At 55.3% G+C, this 13619-nt stretch carries 20 protein-coding genes and 1 tRNA gene; 11 read left to right on the top strand and 10 right to left on the bottom strand.

Features of this window, described 5'->3' with window-relative positions; translation table 11 throughout:
* Positions 1 to 28 precede the first annotated feature (28 nt).
* Together HXY31_RS04585 and HXY31_RS04580 are read left to right on the top strand one after the other, a co-directional pair.
* Positions 29 to 277 carry an Lrp/AsnC ligand binding domain-containing protein gene (locus tag HXY31_RS04585; protein WP_292640220.1) on the top strand — a complete coding sequence of 83 codons (249 nt, stop codon included), beginning with the start codon at positions 29 to 31 and terminating at the stop codon, positions 275 to 277.
* Between the two features lie 33 nt (positions 278 to 310).
* Complete coding sequence (locus tag HXY31_RS04580) at positions 311 to 1219, top strand: SIS domain-containing protein (RefSeq protein WP_292640218.1); 909 nt, start codon at positions 311 to 313, stop codon at positions 1217 to 1219.
* Here HXY31_RS04580 and HXY31_RS04575 read toward each other — a convergent pair.
* The gene (locus HXY31_RS04575; protein WP_292640215.1) at positions 1209 to 2000 is read right to left on the bottom strand and encodes a sulfurtransferase; all 792 of its coding nucleotides are present in this window, start codon (positions 1998 to 2000) and stop codon (positions 1209 to 1211) included. The genes HXY31_RS04580 and HXY31_RS04575 overlap by 11 nt on opposite strands.
* Before the next feature lie 153 nt (positions 2001 to 2153).
* Between HXY31_RS04575 and mntR the strand changes: the two genes are divergently transcribed.
* A complete protein-coding gene (gene mntR, locus HXY31_RS04570) occupies positions 2154 to 2522 on the top strand; it encodes a transcriptional regulator MntR (protein ID WP_342816370.1) in 369 nt (122 codons plus the stop codon).
* On the opposite strand, the gene HXY31_RS04565 is transcribed toward mntR, so the two are convergent.
* Positions 2519 to 4339, bottom strand: a complete 1821-nt coding sequence (locus HXY31_RS04565) for a PINc/VapC family ATPase (protein WP_292640210.1) — start codon at positions 4337 to 4339, stop codon at positions 2519 to 2521. The two genes, mntR and HXY31_RS04565, sit on opposite strands and share 4 nt — an antisense overlap.
* Before the next feature lie 117 nt (positions 4340 to 4456).
* Here HXY31_RS04565 and HXY31_RS04560 point away from each other — a divergent pair, with 117 nt between their 5' ends.
* Genes HXY31_RS04560 through map form a run of 3 tightly spaced genes read left to right on the top strand, consistent with a single transcriptional unit; the run spans position 4457 to position 6425 of the window.
* A complete protein-coding gene (locus tag HXY31_RS04560) occupies positions 4457 to 4798 on the top strand; it encodes a P-II family nitrogen regulator (protein WP_292640209.1) in 342 nt (113 codons plus the stop codon).
* A gap of 32 nt (positions 4799 to 4830) precedes the next feature.
* Positions 4831 to 5496, top strand: coding sequence for a matrixin family metalloprotease (locus HXY31_RS04555; RefSeq protein WP_292640205.1), 666 nt, complete (start codon positions 4831 to 4833; stop codon positions 5494 to 5496).
* Positions 5497 to 5531: 35 nt separating this feature from the next.
* Positions 5532 to 6425 carry a type II methionyl aminopeptidase gene (map, locus tag HXY31_RS04550; RefSeq protein ID WP_292640203.1) on the top strand — a complete coding sequence of 298 codons (894 nt, stop codon included), beginning with the start codon at positions 5532 to 5534 and terminating at the stop codon, positions 6423 to 6425.
* Here the strand turns inward: map and HXY31_RS04545 are convergent.
* Genes HXY31_RS04545 through HXY31_RS04535 form a run of 3 tightly spaced genes read right to left on the bottom strand, consistent with a single transcriptional unit; the run spans position 6415 to position 8222 of the window.
* Entirely contained in the window at positions 6415 to 6615 is a 201-nt protein-coding gene (locus tag HXY31_RS04545; RefSeq protein ID WP_342816339.1) for a hypothetical protein, read from the bottom strand. The genes map and HXY31_RS04545 overlap by 11 nt on opposite strands.
* The gene (locus HXY31_RS04540) at positions 6615 to 7760 is read right to left on the bottom strand and encodes a DUF1512 domain-containing protein (protein ID WP_292640199.1); all 1146 of its coding nucleotides are present in this window, start codon (positions 7758 to 7760) and stop codon (positions 6615 to 6617) included. Before HXY31_RS04540 ends, HXY31_RS04545 begins: the two co-directional genes overlap by 1 nt.
* A 39-nt stretch (positions 7761 to 7799) precedes the next feature.
* Positions 7800 to 8222 carry a Fur family transcriptional regulator gene (locus HXY31_RS04535; RefSeq protein ID WP_292640197.1) on the bottom strand — a complete coding sequence of 141 codons (423 nt, stop codon included), beginning with the start codon at positions 8220 to 8222 and terminating at the stop codon, positions 7800 to 7802.
* An 89-nt stretch (positions 8223 to 8311) separates the two neighbouring features.
* On the opposite strand from HXY31_RS04535, the gene HXY31_RS04530 reads away from it, so the two are divergent.
* Entirely contained in the window at positions 8312 to 8785 is a 474-nt protein-coding gene (locus HXY31_RS04530; RefSeq protein WP_292640195.1) for a DNA starvation/stationary phase protection protein, read from the top strand.
* Here the strand turns inward: HXY31_RS04530 and HXY31_RS04525 are convergent.
* From HXY31_RS04525 to HXY31_RS04515, 3 genes are read right to left on the bottom strand one after another with little or no spacing between them, the layout of a single operon-like run.
* Entirely contained in the window at positions 8766 to 8942 is a 177-nt protein-coding gene (locus HXY31_RS04525) for a hypothetical protein (protein ID WP_292640193.1), read from the bottom strand. The two genes, HXY31_RS04530 and HXY31_RS04525, sit on opposite strands and share 20 nt — an antisense overlap.
* A gap of 39 nt (positions 8943 to 8981) precedes the next feature.
* Positions 8982 to 9245 carry a hypothetical protein gene (locus tag HXY31_RS04520; RefSeq protein WP_292640189.1) on the bottom strand — a complete coding sequence of 88 codons (264 nt, stop codon included), beginning with the start codon at positions 9243 to 9245 and terminating at the stop codon, positions 8982 to 8984.
* 35 nt (positions 9246 to 9280) lie between these two features.
* Positions 9281 to 10225 (bottom strand): hypothetical protein, encoded by a 945-nt coding sequence (locus tag HXY31_RS04515; protein WP_292640187.1) that lies wholly within the window; start codon positions 10223 to 10225, stop codon positions 9281 to 9283.
* 147 nt (positions 10226 to 10372) lie between these two features.
* Between HXY31_RS04515 and HXY31_RS04510 the strand changes: the two genes are divergently transcribed.
* On the top strand, positions 10373 to 10768 hold the full coding sequence (locus HXY31_RS04510) for a hypothetical protein (protein WP_292640185.1): 396 nt from the start codon (positions 10373 to 10375) through the stop codon (positions 10766 to 10768).
* On the opposite strand, the gene HXY31_RS04505 is transcribed toward HXY31_RS04510, so the two are convergent.
* Positions 10765 to 11439, bottom strand: a complete 675-nt coding sequence (locus HXY31_RS04505) for a hypothetical protein (RefSeq protein WP_292640183.1) — start codon at positions 11437 to 11439, stop codon at positions 10765 to 10767. The two genes, HXY31_RS04510 and HXY31_RS04505, sit on opposite strands and share 4 nt — an antisense overlap.
* A 108-nt stretch (positions 11440 to 11547) precedes the next feature.
* Here HXY31_RS04505 and HXY31_RS04500 point away from each other — a divergent pair, with 108 nt between their 5' ends.
* From HXY31_RS04500 to HXY31_RS04490, 3 genes are read left to right on the top strand one after another with little or no spacing between them, the layout of a single operon-like run.
* Complete coding sequence (locus HXY31_RS04500) at positions 11548 to 12207, top strand: methyltransferase domain-containing protein (RefSeq protein ID WP_292640181.1); 660 nt, start codon at positions 11548 to 11550, stop codon at positions 12205 to 12207.
* Positions 12204 to 12902: a hypothetical protein gene (locus tag HXY31_RS04495; protein WP_292640179.1), complete on the top strand. Its 699-nt coding sequence runs from the start codon at positions 12204 to 12206 to the stop codon at positions 12900 to 12902. Before HXY31_RS04500 ends, HXY31_RS04495 begins: the two co-directional genes overlap by 4 nt.
* Positions 12899 to 13375: a hypothetical protein gene (locus HXY31_RS04490; protein WP_292640177.1), complete on the top strand. Its 477-nt coding sequence runs from the start codon at positions 12899 to 12901 to the stop codon at positions 13373 to 13375. Before HXY31_RS04495 ends, HXY31_RS04490 begins: the two co-directional genes overlap by 4 nt.
* Here HXY31_RS04490 and HXY31_RS04485 read toward each other — a convergent pair.
* Positions 13357 to 13430 (bottom strand) — tRNA-Ala (locus tag HXY31_RS04485). The two genes, HXY31_RS04490 and HXY31_RS04485, sit on opposite strands and share 19 nt — an antisense overlap.
* Between the last annotated feature and the right edge of the window lie 189 nt (positions 13431 to 13619).

The following is a 13619-nucleotide window of genomic DNA, read 5'->3' as shown; positions in this document are numbered from 1 at the left end:
TAATAATATGGTCGCGCCATGCGCGTGCATGCCAACTGCATACGTGCTAATCAACTGCGATCTGGGTTCCGAGGACGACATTATACGCGAGCTGAGAAAGATGCCTGAAACCGTCGAGGTGAGCGGCGTCTACGGCGTGTACGACATCATCGCCAAGGTCAGCTCAAACAGCATGGAAAAGCTCAGGGAGACCATCACGTGGCACGTGAGAAAGATAGACAAGGTTCGCTCGACCCTCACGATGATAGTGATAGAGGGGCAGGGCGGCAAAAAGTAGACCTTATTATCTTTCCATCTTTTTATCAAGGCAGTGAACTCGATAGAAGCGATGGCGCTTGACATCTGGCGCCAGCTTGTCGACCTGCCGGCCATGCCCCTGCCAGAGCCTGCCCGGGGCAGGGCGATATTTGCCGGCTCGGGCGATTCGTACGCCGCGGCCCTTGCAGGCAGCCATCTTTCGCCCGGCCGCGTCCTGTGCTTTTATCCGGCAGACATTATCGCCAATCCTGCGATTGTGAAAGGTGCAAGCGCGTATTTCCTCTCAATATCAGGGAAAACGAGGGCAAACGTGCAGGCTGCAGAGGCGGCGCGCAGTGCAGGCGCATCCACCGTCGCAGTCACCGCCGAGCCTTCAAGCCCGCTTGCAAAGGCGTGCGACAATACATTTGTCCTTCAATTCAAAAACGCAGGCAAGACGTCCGGCACGATTGGCTTTACCGCGTCGTTGCTTGCATGCGCGCAGATTGCTTCAGGCGCCGCGTGTCCGGCAGACCTTAAGGCAATCTACGGCGCCGCGTCAAAAAAGGCGACAAGAATTGCAAGCAGCATCCAGACAAAAAGCGCGGTTTTGCTTGGAGATTCCCTGCTTTATCCTGCCGCAGTGTACGGCGCCCTCAAGCTCAACGAGGTGTTTGGCTCAAGGGCTGCAGCATATCCTTTGGAAGATTTCTGCCACGCCCCTCTCTTCGGTCACAAAGATGAACAGACCGTTGTGTTAGGCTCTGGAGATGACGCGCGTGTTTCCCGGCGGCTGGGGCGCGCCGGCCTGAAAGTGCTGTATGTTGATTGCGGAAAATACGACGGACTTTGTTCAATACTCTATGCGACGTTTTTCATGCAGCACCTTGTCCTTGCTGTTGCAAGAAGGAAAAGGATGAAGGAATGTTATTTTCTGCAAAACGAGAAACTGCTTGCAGCAAGCTCGGACATCATTTACTGACCGGCAGGTCCTGCCTGTTGCCCCACTCGCCCCACGAGCCCAGGTACATCCTGACGTTCTCGTATCCAAGCATCTTGAGGACTACGAAACTGTTTGCAGCCCTGTATCCGCCCTGGCAGTAGGTGATGATCTCCGCGTCCTTGGGCATCTTGGAATACATCTGCGCAAGTTCCTCCGAGTCCTTGAACTGCGGCCCGTGAACATTGTCATTCCAGTCTATGTTGACTGCCTTTGGGATGTGGCCTGCACGCGCCGCCCTTACCGCGGTCCCGTCGTACTCTTCTTTTGAGCGCGCGTCAAGTATGACTGTCCTCTTGTTTTTCATTGCAGACAGGATAGTCTTGTAGTCTGCAAGTATCTTCGGGTCCGGCCTGCCCTCGAACTTGGCGTGCCTGAAAGGGTTTGTCTTTGTCTCTGTCCCGTATTTTGCCTTCCAGCCCTCGAGGCCGCCGTCAAGCATTGCCACCTTGCTGTGTGAGAAATAAAGCAAGAGCCACACGCCCCTTGCAGCCGAAGGCCCTGAAACGTTGTCGTAGAAAACCACGAACCTGTTCTTTGACACGCCGATGTTTGACAGGAGCATCTTTGACTGGCGGTTGAACTGCCGAATCCCTTCCTGTGATGTGTCTATCCAGTGAAACTGCATCAGGTCGATGTTGACTGCGCCCGGAATATGGCCCTGCGCATACTCGGCATACGGCCTTGCGTCCACTATTAGCAGGTTCATGCCTTTTTTCTCGATAAGTGAATGCAATTCGTCGGCAGAAATTACGAGTTTCAAGCGGCTACAAAGGCTTTTTACAATGCTAATATTTATTGCTGTCAAGCATGTCTCCCATGCAGGGCCGCATTGGCTAGAAAAAAACTGGACGAAAGCAGGCTTGACTCAATCCGCGACGCGCACAAGGCGGAAAAGGCGTCCAGGACAACCCGCATGGAGGACTACCTTGAAGTCATCTATGAGTTGATTCAGTTGAAGGGCTACGCGACCACTGTCGACATTTCAAACTATCTGAGCGTCAGCTCGCCAAGCGTTACAAAGATGCTGCAGAGGCTGAGCGAGACCGGCCACGTCAACTATGAAAAATACAGGGGGATAACTCTCACCGACACCGGCACCGCAATCGCAAAGAGCATGCACGAAAGGCACGGGATCCTTGCAGAGTTTCTGGTGATGATAGGCGTCGACATCGAGACTGCAAACCATGACGCGGAAGGCATAGAGCACCACCTGCACCCCGAGACTTTGAAAAAGCTCGAGGAGTTTATCAAGCTGGCAAAAAGCCAGCGCCTGCTCCGCTAGCGCTTGCTCAGAAACATACGCATTTCCTGTCCCGACACGATGGCGTTGAAAATCTGCTTGCCGGCATCGGAGCGCTTGTCCACCTTTACCCGCGCCTTTTTGCCCACCTGGCTTGACAGCACGTACTCGTCTTCGATGTACAGGTCAACGGTCTTGCCAATGACGGCCTCGTCCACCAGCAGCGTGATGGCAGAGCCCGACTCACTTACTTCAAACGCTATCTCTTTTCCAAGCGTCGGCGTCTTGACCTCGACATCGATATGTACACCAAGCTCCTCCTCCAGCTCGTTGATGGTGGAGCCGCCTCTTCCGATTATCTTGGGCGCCGCCTCCTTGCTCACCTTGACCTGCACCCTGCTGTCGGACAGGATGTTGACCTCGGCCCGCGGATCAAAGCGCCTCACGACGTCCATTATCTTTGACTGGGCAAGCTTTCGCACGCCCGATTCTCCTGCAGTCCCCTTCACCTTTGAAACAGGCACCACGACGTTTTCCTCGCCGTACGTGTAGATCTCGTATTCCACTGCGCCGGATTCAAAGTCCTTGACCTCCACAAGCGGCCTTGCAAGGTCGGCCTCTGTCATGCCTGTCGGCACCTTTACAGTGAGCGCAAGCTCGTAGACCTTGTTTATCGCACCGTCCTTGACAAAGATTATAGTGTCAAGTATGTGCGGTATCATGCCAAGCTCGACTTTTCCCATAAAGCGCTGGACGGCGTCAAGCGGGCTTGAGGCGTGCACGACCCCGACCATCCCCACGCCGGCAAGGCGCATGTCTGCAAACACGTTAAAGTCCTGTGCACGGCGCACCTCGTCGTATATGGTGTAGTCGGGCCGGACAAGGAGCAGAATGTCGACTGCCTTTTCAAAGCTTCCTTCAAGCGGCGCGTACTGCGTTACTTCTTCGGGCACCTGCAGGTCTCGCGGCGATTCAAAAGTCTTTACTATCTTGCCCTTGTCCGCATAAAATTCCGCAAGGCTGCTTGCAAGCGTGCTCTTGCCGGAGCCCGGAGGACCGGCGATGATGATGCCCTCCGCCTTGCCGGCGAGCCTCTCCATCAGCTTGTCGCTTGCGTTATAGTCTGCAAGCGCCAGCCGGACAGTCGGCCTGACGATGGTTATCTCAAGGCCGTCGGAAAACGGCGGGCGGGTGATGGCAATCCTGTACTTGCCAAACTGGATGACAGTCGCGCCGCTCCTGCTAATCTCGACTGTGCCGGCGCCCGACACCCTGCTTGCCTCTGACACTTCCTTGATTATCTTGGTCAGCTCGCCGTACGTGCTCTTGTCGCTTCCAAGCTGCACAAGCTGGAAATTGCCGGGCCTCCCCCTCTTTGCCATCGGCACCACGTTTTCCTTCAGGTGCACGCTCATCGTGGTCTCGTCAAAGTACTTCTCAAATTCAAGGTCTGTCGTTTTCGTTGGCGCCCTTATGTGCTGCGACTTTATCCCCTGCGCCTCTGCGACGAGCGCCTGCACATAGTCTGCAGTCAACAAAGTCGCGGATTCCTGCATCGCGACGTCTTTGATAATCGCGTCTATCCTGCCGTGCTTGGCAAGCCTTATGTCGTCGATGTCCGGCCTCTGGCCCACAAAGCGCAGGCTGATGTTTTTCTTTGCGCACAGCTCGCGCATCTTCTTTATCTCCGCAAGCCCGACAAACCCGTGCTCCTTGTTAGTCGACGCCTGCGACTGCAGCTCGTCAAGGACCGCGAGGGGGATGATTATCTCGCTTCCCTCGTCTACCTTGCCGGCTTCAAGCATCTTCGTTATCTCGCCGTCGATTATTATGCTCGTGTCAAGTACAAACTTTGCCAATGCCCTTCTCTCAGAGAGGGCGCTTAAAAAGCATGCCAAGCATAACCATTTATCATAAAATTCGTATATGTGGATAATAACAAAGAATTTAAGATTGTTCTAGCATAGGGGGTTTGGATGAAAAAGCTCGAGGCAATCGTGCGCCCTGAAAAGATGCCAGTCGTCAAGGAAAAGCTTAGGCAACTCGGTATAGGCGGCATGACCATCTCCAACGTGTCAGGATGGAGCAAGCAGCGTGAGCTCCACCTCCAGTGGAGGGGCCAGCCTGTGGCCTACGACCTTCTGCCCAAGATCAAGTTCGAGATACTCGTGGCCGACGCCGACATGGACAAGGTCATCCAGGCGATAGTCGAGTCGTCTAGGACCGGCGAGCACGGCGACGGCGTAATCTTTGTGTCCACAGTCGAGCAGTCGATAAACATCGCCACGCTTGACAAGGGCGACAAGAGTTTCGCCTAAGACATAAAAGCATCGCACGGGAAAAAGTACCGTTGCTGAGGCTAGCGCTCGCTGCGTCGCTTTTTGTTTCCCTGTTCTTTATGCCAGCATTTGCAGCCACATACTACGAGGAGCAGACTGATTTTGACGAGCATTCCGTGCCGGAAGCAGGCTACAGGTGGGACAGGCAGAGCCTCCAGGTGTGCATAAGCAAGGAAGACGGCGTTCCCAACAAGTACTATGTCTGGTCCAAGCTTGCCGTGCAGGACTGGCGCAGCGCGCTCAGGGAATACACCGGCGACGCGGATGCGTGGAGCATGAGCGCAAGGTACGCGCCCGACGGCGCGATGGCAGGGTGCGACGTAAGGGTCCACATCTATGACACGTACAAGGACTTTCCGGGCTACCCCGACCAGAAGGGAGCCTACACGGCAGTCCAGTACACTGGCGGGATCTCCGACGAGGCAGATGTGTACCTGTCGCCAAAGGTGCTCCACGGCGACGGCTCGACAGAAATCGACCTTCCAGGTTACGCTTTTCGGAATTCCGCGGTCCACGAGATGGGGCACGTGCTTGGACTTTCGCACAACGCAAAGATCAAGGGCTACCTGATGTCGCCCCAGTTCGACTTTTGGGAAGAGGACGACCAGCTGCCGATAACCACGATGGAGCTTTCGACGCTGGCAGAGATTTACGGCAGCCGCGGCCTGGCCGGCTAACCTCTATATACCAACCCCCACAAGTTGTGTGGGAAATGAACGTCGAGGCCTACCTCAAGGCAGGCAAGATAGCATCAAAGGTAAGGGAGGACGCCCGGAAAAAATACCACGTGGGCTCGACGCTTTTGCAGGTCTGCGAGGATGCGGAGGCCCAGATAAGGGAGATGGGCGCAGAGCCGGCGTTCCCGGTAAACGCCAGCCTGAACGAGATAGCGGCGCACTATACCGCAGAACCCAACGACGAGACGCCCGTAAAGGAAGGCGACGTGCTGAAGATAGACATCGGCGTGCACGTCGAAGGCTACATCGCAGATACCGCAGTCACCGTTTGCTACGACCCAAAGTATGACCAGATGGTAAAGGCTGCCGAAGCCGCGCTCGCAGAAGCCGTCCGGATGGCGAAGGTGGGCACAAAGGCTTCAGACATCGGCAGGGCCATTGAAAATATCATCAGCAGGATGGGATACCGGCCCATTCAGAACCTGAGCGGCCACTCGCTCCAGCAGTATACAATACACGCAGGCAAGTCGATTCCAAACATCTGGACGCTCGGCTCGTCGTTTACGTTGCAGGCAGGCGAGGCGTATGCCATAGAGCCCTTTGCCACCACCAGGGACGGCGCAGGCGTGGTGCACGAGGGCAAGGTCAAGAACATCTTTGGCATCACCTCGAGAAAGCCCACCAAGGACGACGACGCAGACGAGCTTTTGAACACGATATGGAGCCGCTATAAATCGCTCCCGTTTGCGCTGAGGTGGCTCACAGACGCGTACGACGTGCCCAGGTTGCGCAGGCTCACAGACGTCTTGATAAAGAAAAAGAACGTGCACGCCTACCCTATACTTGTGGAAGGAAGGGAGAAGATCGTCGTGCAGGCAGAACACACGCTCATCCCTGCCGACGGCGGGTCAACTGTAATCACGCTTTAGGTTTTTCCGGCGGGTACTCGCCGTACACCGCAGTCACCACGGTAGACGAGCCGCACTTGGTGCAGGTCCTGCCCTGCTCGTATACGTTGTCGCCTGCCTCAGACGGACGCCGCGCGCGCTCGCCGCAGGAATTGCAGGTTTCCTCTGTGTATATCGTCGGCTTGGGCTCGGGCTTTTGGCTCCAGAACATCACTGGGCCACCCCCATCGTGTTGCTGACGCCGATTATCAAAACTGACTGCCCTTCAACAGTCTTGTCCTCTATCACTGCATGCACCGTGTCTGTCACCCTGTCAAACGAGTCTGCAATCTCTTTTCGCATGACGGTTATCGCGTCAAGGACCGACTGCTTGACAATGACGGCATAGACAGGTATGTTGTATTGCGTTGCGACCTCCTCTATCTGGTACTTTTCTACCCCGATGCCACCTATCGCCGCGCCGATGCCCTCTGCCACGTCGCCGGTGCGCTCGCCTTCCAGCTTTAGCGCGGCGTCTATCATTATCACCGCGTCGAACTTTATTGCAAGGTCGCCTGCCAGTCTTTGTATGGCCTCGCCGGGCCTGCCCACCGTGCCTGCAGGACCTTCTGCCTTTAGCAGGTATAGTTTCCGGCCCTTGTACTCGCTTTCAGAGTACACGGTCTCTTTGGCGGCGTACTTTTTTTCCTTGCCAAGCATCATTTTTCCGACCACCATAGGCCCTATGCCGTCGCCAATCGGCTGGCCCTTCTGGAAAGTGCCTATCGCCTTTTTGAGGGCCTCCGCCTCCTCGAGAAGAAGGGGCATCACCATCTGGAGCTGCACAAGCACGTACACGCTTGTCGTGCGCTTGCCCATCAGGTAAAAGTGCCTGACGACTTTGTAGATCATGTTGAGTGCAGACGCAGCCTCGAGTATGTTCTCTATTTTCGACGCCTCATAGTCGCTGACGCCAGGGCATATCTTGCGCACTTCCTGGCGCATGCGCTCGTCCTTGGTGCGCACGACGTGCTCCACCTTGCGCACAAGGCCGGTCGGGTCGATGTCGACTGGCATTATAGTGAAATATTCCAGGAACTTGTCTATCTTGGCAGCAGGATCGGGTGACTGCGGCAGTGTGGTTTTTACGTATTCGATTGTGTCAAGACGTGCCATGTCCCGCATGCCTTTCAGCTTTACAAGCGACTTTGATATCTCGCCAAGGACCACCTTGCCCTGCATCCTCTGGCCGTACAGCATGAAGAACGGTATCGTGGCAAGCGAGATGATGTAGACGTACATGAGAGGGTTTGAAGCGTCAAAGTCACCCTCGCCAAGGCCCCCGAGCTGGAGGAAGAAGCTGAAAAAGTCTGCCATTGCGGACAGCCCATCTGGCTTGCGCAGAGCAATTAAAGGTTACTTCTTGCCCTGGCACTGGCTGCAGTATCCGTAAAGCTCGAACCTTCCCCCAAGGATGCTGTACCGGGCCTTCTTTGCGACCCTCGACTCGAGATCTCCAAGCGTAGACTCGTCCATGTCATCTATCCTGCCGCATTTTACGCAGACAAGGTTGACGTGCTTTTCCAGGTTAGAGTCGTACCTTGCGCCCGTCGGAAAGTCCAGCTCGCGCACCATCCCCTTTTTCTTCAAAAGCTCCAGCGTCTTGTACACGGTTGCAAGGCTCACCATAGGGTGCTTTTTTCTGACGGCGGCATGCAGTTCCTCCGCAGAAGGGTGAGACTCGGTGTTTAAAATGTGGTTTACAATGGCGACCCGCTGAGGGGTAATCCTGAATCCTTCCTTTCGAAGCGAGTCTATCACAGACTCTGTCTGATGCACGCATAAACTTGGAACGACTGCTATTTATTAGTTACAATACTCTTTAGATAACAATCCTTAAATAAGAATAGTTCTTAATAATAACTGCAATGGAAAAAGCCAATATCGGAATACAGGAAAGCGACAGGAAAAGCGTGGTCCAGATACTGAACGCATTGCTTGCCGACGAGTACGTGCTTTACACAAAGACGCGCAATTACCACTGGAACGTCACCGGTCCCCAGTTCAACGACCTGCACAAGTTCTTCCAGGCCCAGTACGAGGAGCTTGACGCAAGCATCGACGAGATTGCCGAGCGCACGAGGGCACTTGGCGACAAGTCGGTGGCAACCCTTGCCGAGTTTGTCAAGACTGCGCGCTTAAAGGAGAGCCCCGGTGACTACCCGTCAGCGCAGGTGATGCTTGCAAACCTGCTTGCCGACCACGAGGCAGTCATCAGGACGCTCCGCGCTGCCGCAGACGAGGCTGAAAAGCACAACGACATGGGCACCAACGACTTTCTGATTGGGCTCATGGAAAAGCACGAAAAGATGGCCTGGATGCTCAGGGCTTTTTCGGCCTAGAGCCGGCCTTTTTTCCCTTTTTTTCGTGGCACTCGCAAGCGCACCGGACCATCTTCATGTCAAACGAGCAGTCGTGGTCAGGCCCGCACGCCTCGCCCACCGGCCACTCACCGGGGCAGTCGCCGTGCTTGTCCCGCTTGCAAAAAAAGGTCAGCATCCGCAAGCAGGAGACCAGAAACACGATTTATGCTTTGCTTTAAAACTGGATGTTGAACAGCTGGGGCGCGTAGATGGAGCCTTCCCGCACCCTCTTGACCCTGGCTACAGAGAGGTAGTGTGGCCAGATGGTCGCCATTATGCTCCCCTCGGGCACTCCGACAGGGTCTAGGAGCACGACGATGTCGCTTTCGCTCACGCCCCGCTCCATCAGTTTCTCTTTTGAAAGTGTTATCAAATCCTCCGGCATGCCGCTGCTGTAAAGGTATACCTTGCCGGTGTACTCTAGCTTGTCCTCTGACATCCGCAAAAGCGTTGTCCTGCGGGTCACAAAAACGTTTACTCTTGTCCTGCCTCGCCGAAGATGAGCTTCATCTCGTCAAAGGTCAGTTTCTCGCCAGAAGACATCTTTTTCAGCGCTGCTTCTTTAAGCTCGTTCCAGCGCTCCTGGTACTCCTTGTCGCGCTTTTGGCGCTCCTGCATCGCCTCCTGCCTTGCGACGCGGCGCTCCTCCATCTCCTTCTGCTTCTTGTGCCTGACCTCGGCGTTAGCCATGCGTGATTTCTTGAATGCAATCGCGTTCAGCTGGGTCTCGACCATCTCGAGCTTGGCTCCGGCTTCCCTCACCTGGTGTATCGCCTGCCTGCGCTCCTCGTAGAGGCTTTCACGCGTGTTGACAAGGGCCTCGATGCTTGCCTTGAGCTTGCCTATCTTGTTGCCAAACTCCTCTTTCTGCTTGAAGATCTTGTTCACCCTGCTCTTCAGCTCGTCGTACTGCGTTGACATCTCGCGGTACTTGCCTTCCTTCTTTTGTGCAAGCTTGAGCGTGTGAAGCTTGGTGGCTATCTCCTTTGAGCGGGCGACGAGCTTGCGCTCCTCGTCCTTTGAAAGCTTCTTTGTCTGTATGTCGCGCTCTATCTGCTCAAGCGCCTTCTGCAGACCGTGCATCTCGCTGCGCTCCTTCCTTGACCTTGCGCCGACCTTGTCGTCCAGGGACTTCATCTGGTTCTTGGCCTCCATCAGGCTGTTGCGCATCTCGACAAACCTGGGATAATCGGCATCCTTTTCCTCGTTCACCTTCTTCAGCTTGGCGCGCAGCTCGTCCAGCTGCATCCTCTCCTCGTCTATCTGCTTCTTGACTGCCTCAAGCTTGCTGTTTATTTCTTCGATCTTTTTGTCGCCGGCCTTCTGCTCTTCCTGGACGCCCTTTTTGAACTCGAGTAGAGTCTTCAGGTTGGGGTCCTCGGAACTCGATACTGAAATGTTGTTGTTTGTTGTGCTCAATGTAGAGATTGCACCATCACCATTAGCGGGTGAACTGCGTCACTTACGGGTTCTAACGAACCCGAAAATATATTTTTTGTTATTTCCAACCTGTAACCTTGTTTCATACATCTTTATATTGCATGAGGTTGTAGCTGCACCGACGCGATGGACGATTTTGAGCGGAACTACCCGGATTTCGACTGGAAGAACATACCTGCCTACAAGCACCCGGGTGGAAAGGACTGCCCCTGCCCAAAGCACGAGTACATCCGAGAGCAGATGAAAGTCGCCCAGAACCTCAGCGACGCCAACAGGGACCTGCCCCCTGACCAGCGCCAGAAGGCCCAGATAACCCTGAAATTCTGCCCCGACCACTACAGGGTCTACTTTGACGAGGTGATCCCGTCGATGCCGTTCAAGTACCGGTTCATGACCAAAGTCGCGCTAAAGCTTGGCGCAATCGTCATACAGCAGTTGACTTACATGCAGTCAGACCAGTGCTTTTACTGCAAGTTCGGCTCTGGCGGCTTTGACAAAAAGACAGAGCTTCCGCCCATCTAGAACGCTATCAGCCTGCCTGTGTCGCCCATCATGTTCTTTAGCGCCATCCTTGTATCTGATGCAAATCCCGCAGAGAGTATGTTGCGAATAACGATTGACAGGTACGGAAAGTTGTGGCCTGCCTCTCGCCGGTAGCCCTCGTAGAACGCCTGCTCGACGTCGCGATAGCCGGGCAGGTCTATAACGCTTGCAAGGAACGAGCCGACGTCCATGCTCCTTGCATAGACCGAATCGCTCTTTTGCAGAAAACCAAGGTCGGTTCGCAGGAGCGACTCGCCGCTTACAAGGTAGTTCTGCGCCTTGTTGTCTGTAAACACATAGCCTGCACCGTGCAGCCTGCCGGTGAGCGCGCCGGCCTGAAACGCAAGTGCGTGCTGGGCTCCGGAGGCAAGCGCCCTGTACAGGTCGCCCCCTTCAATGAATTCCTCCACAAGCTCGCCCTCTGACATGGACACGAGCCGGGGCGTGGGTATCCCAAGCCGGGCAAGCGACGCCCTCGTCTCTTTTCCCTCGTTTTTCGCAATGCTGTCGGCAGGAGGCGGCGCCGAAGGGTGGCCCATGAGCAATGAAATCATCGTATAAGTCGAGAGCAGGATGTACTCGTGAAATGCAGTCGTGGGCTTGGTGCGCTTGACCACCACCCTCTGGCCCGCGCGCTCTTCGAAAGACACCTGCCGCTGCCAGTTTACAAAGTACACCTGGTACCAGTGGCAAAAACGGCGTTAATTACTTGTCGTCGCCGGTGCGGCTCTTAATAGCAAGTTGCACGTAAATAGGACGTGCTTGTGCACGAGGGCCACGCAAGCGCAAGGCGGTTCTTCACCCCGGAAAATGCCCGCAGCTACGACAGGGTGTCGCTTGTGGCTACTTTTGGCCGCGACAGGGCGTGGAAGCGCAGGATCGTCGAGATTGCAGGCAGGCGGGAAAGCGTGCTTGACCTTGCGTCCGGGACCGGCATCCTCTCGTCCATGATATCGGCGACCGGCGCGTCGGTGACCGGCATCGACCTGGCGTTCGGGTACCTTGCGCGCTCGCCGGCAAAGGCGGCGTGCCAGGGGACTGCAGAAGTCCTGCCTTTCAGGAATGAAACTTTTGACGCCGTCGTTTCGTCGTACCTAGCCAAGTACGTCGACGCGGGGCTTGTAGTGAACGAAGCTTGGCGCGTGCTTTTGCCCGGCGGCGTCGCAATATTCCACGACTTTGCCTGCCCGAAAGGCGCGATGCGAAGCCTGTGGAACGCTTACTTTGACATCCTGCACATCGCAGGCGCCTTTTCCAGGCAGTGGAGGCCGGTCTTTGACGAGCTTGACGACGTCATCTGCCGGTCGCGCTGGGTCGGAAGCGTCTCTGAGGCGATGATAGAGTGCGGCTTTCAAGACGTCGGCGTCGTTTACCAGACGCTTGGGACATCAGCAATCGTGTGGGGGTACAAAAAGTGAGCAACACGAGAATCAACGAGTGGTTCGTGCCGGCGTTTGGCCCGCCCAGGTTCCGCGCGTTTGTTGGCATGATGTTTCTGCCCTACACCGGCATGTGCATATCCTTTGGAGTCGCAGGCTCGATGCTTGCGGCAGACGTGCACTGGGACAGGGCAGGCGCCATTGCCCTGATATACGCGCTTGCGCTTGGCATAGGCGCGCACGCAGCCGACACCATAGGCTCAAGGAAGGTCAAGCCGTGGGGCAGCTATTTCACGAAACGCCAGATGCTTGCCCTCGTGGCCTCGTCGCTTGCAGTAGCCTACGCAATAGGCGTCTACTACATCGTGCTTTACGTCCCGCTGCTCGCAATTGTCGCCATCCTGGAAGGCTTTTTCCTGCTTGCCTACAACTTTGAGATCTGGGGCGGCAGGTTCCACAACGACTTTTGGTTCGTGGTATCCTGGGGCGCGCTCCCAGTCATGGCAGGCTACCTGATACAGACAGGCGAAATGAGCCCGCTTCCCTTTGCGGTAGCAGGAGCAGCAGGACTTGCCAGTCTTGCCGAAATAAGGATGTCAAGGCCGTACAAGCAGCTGAAAAAGTCCGGTGATGACCCTGTGCTTGCTTCAAGGCTTGAAAGGCGCCTGAAGGTGCTCAGCCTCTCGACAATAGCGTTCTCGGCGCTCCTCGTCGTGGCGAGGCTGCTCTTGTGAGAGAGGACTTTGGCGCAAGCGCCCTTTTGAAGATTCAGGAGCTCGAGAGAAAGGGCGCTAAACTTGGCATGGCGCAGAAAATCCTGCTTGCAGAGACAGGCACGGTGGAGCAGGTGCTCAGCATCCTTACAGGCTCGCCCATTCGCGTAAATGTGACAAGTCAGTCGGAAGAAAAAGGCGTCATAAGCAGGGAAGTGGTGCTCACGTCAGACGCAGGCGAGCCGCTCATCCGCGCACGCTCCAAGGTCTACTGCAGGAATTTGCCGCCTGCAGTTGTCGAAAAGATAAGGCGCAAAAGGTTGGGAATAGGAACTGCCATATTTTCTGCAGGACTGGAGACGTTCAGAAAGATAACGAAGATGGGCGTAAACGACGGGATACCGTACAGGACGTACAGGATATTCTACCGCGGCAAAGTAGCGTTTGAGATAAGGGAGGAGATTTTGTTAAAAGGTGGACCGGGTGGGATTTGAACCCACGACCTCAGCAATGCCAATGCCGTATCCTACCGGACTAGACGACCGGCCCAACTGGAGTCTCTGCCCCCAAGTCGATATTAATACGTTTAAAGCGTTAGGAATTGTTGAATTTTTGATTGAAGCCCACTCCCGTCTCCCCGAAGTGCTCCTGTAATTATATGATAGATAGAGAATACAGGAATCAGAGCCATCAGTCGATGAGGACTGCGCAAGCAGTCTGATGTGGGCGGGTTGGGCG

This window comes from Nitrososphaera sp. (assembly GCF_013388945.1).
Lineage (GTDB): Archaea > Thermoproteota > Nitrososphaeria > Nitrososphaerales > Nitrososphaeraceae > Nitrososphaera.
Note: the sequence above shows the minus strand (reverse complement) of the source record. Positions and strands in the feature narration are given on the sequence as shown.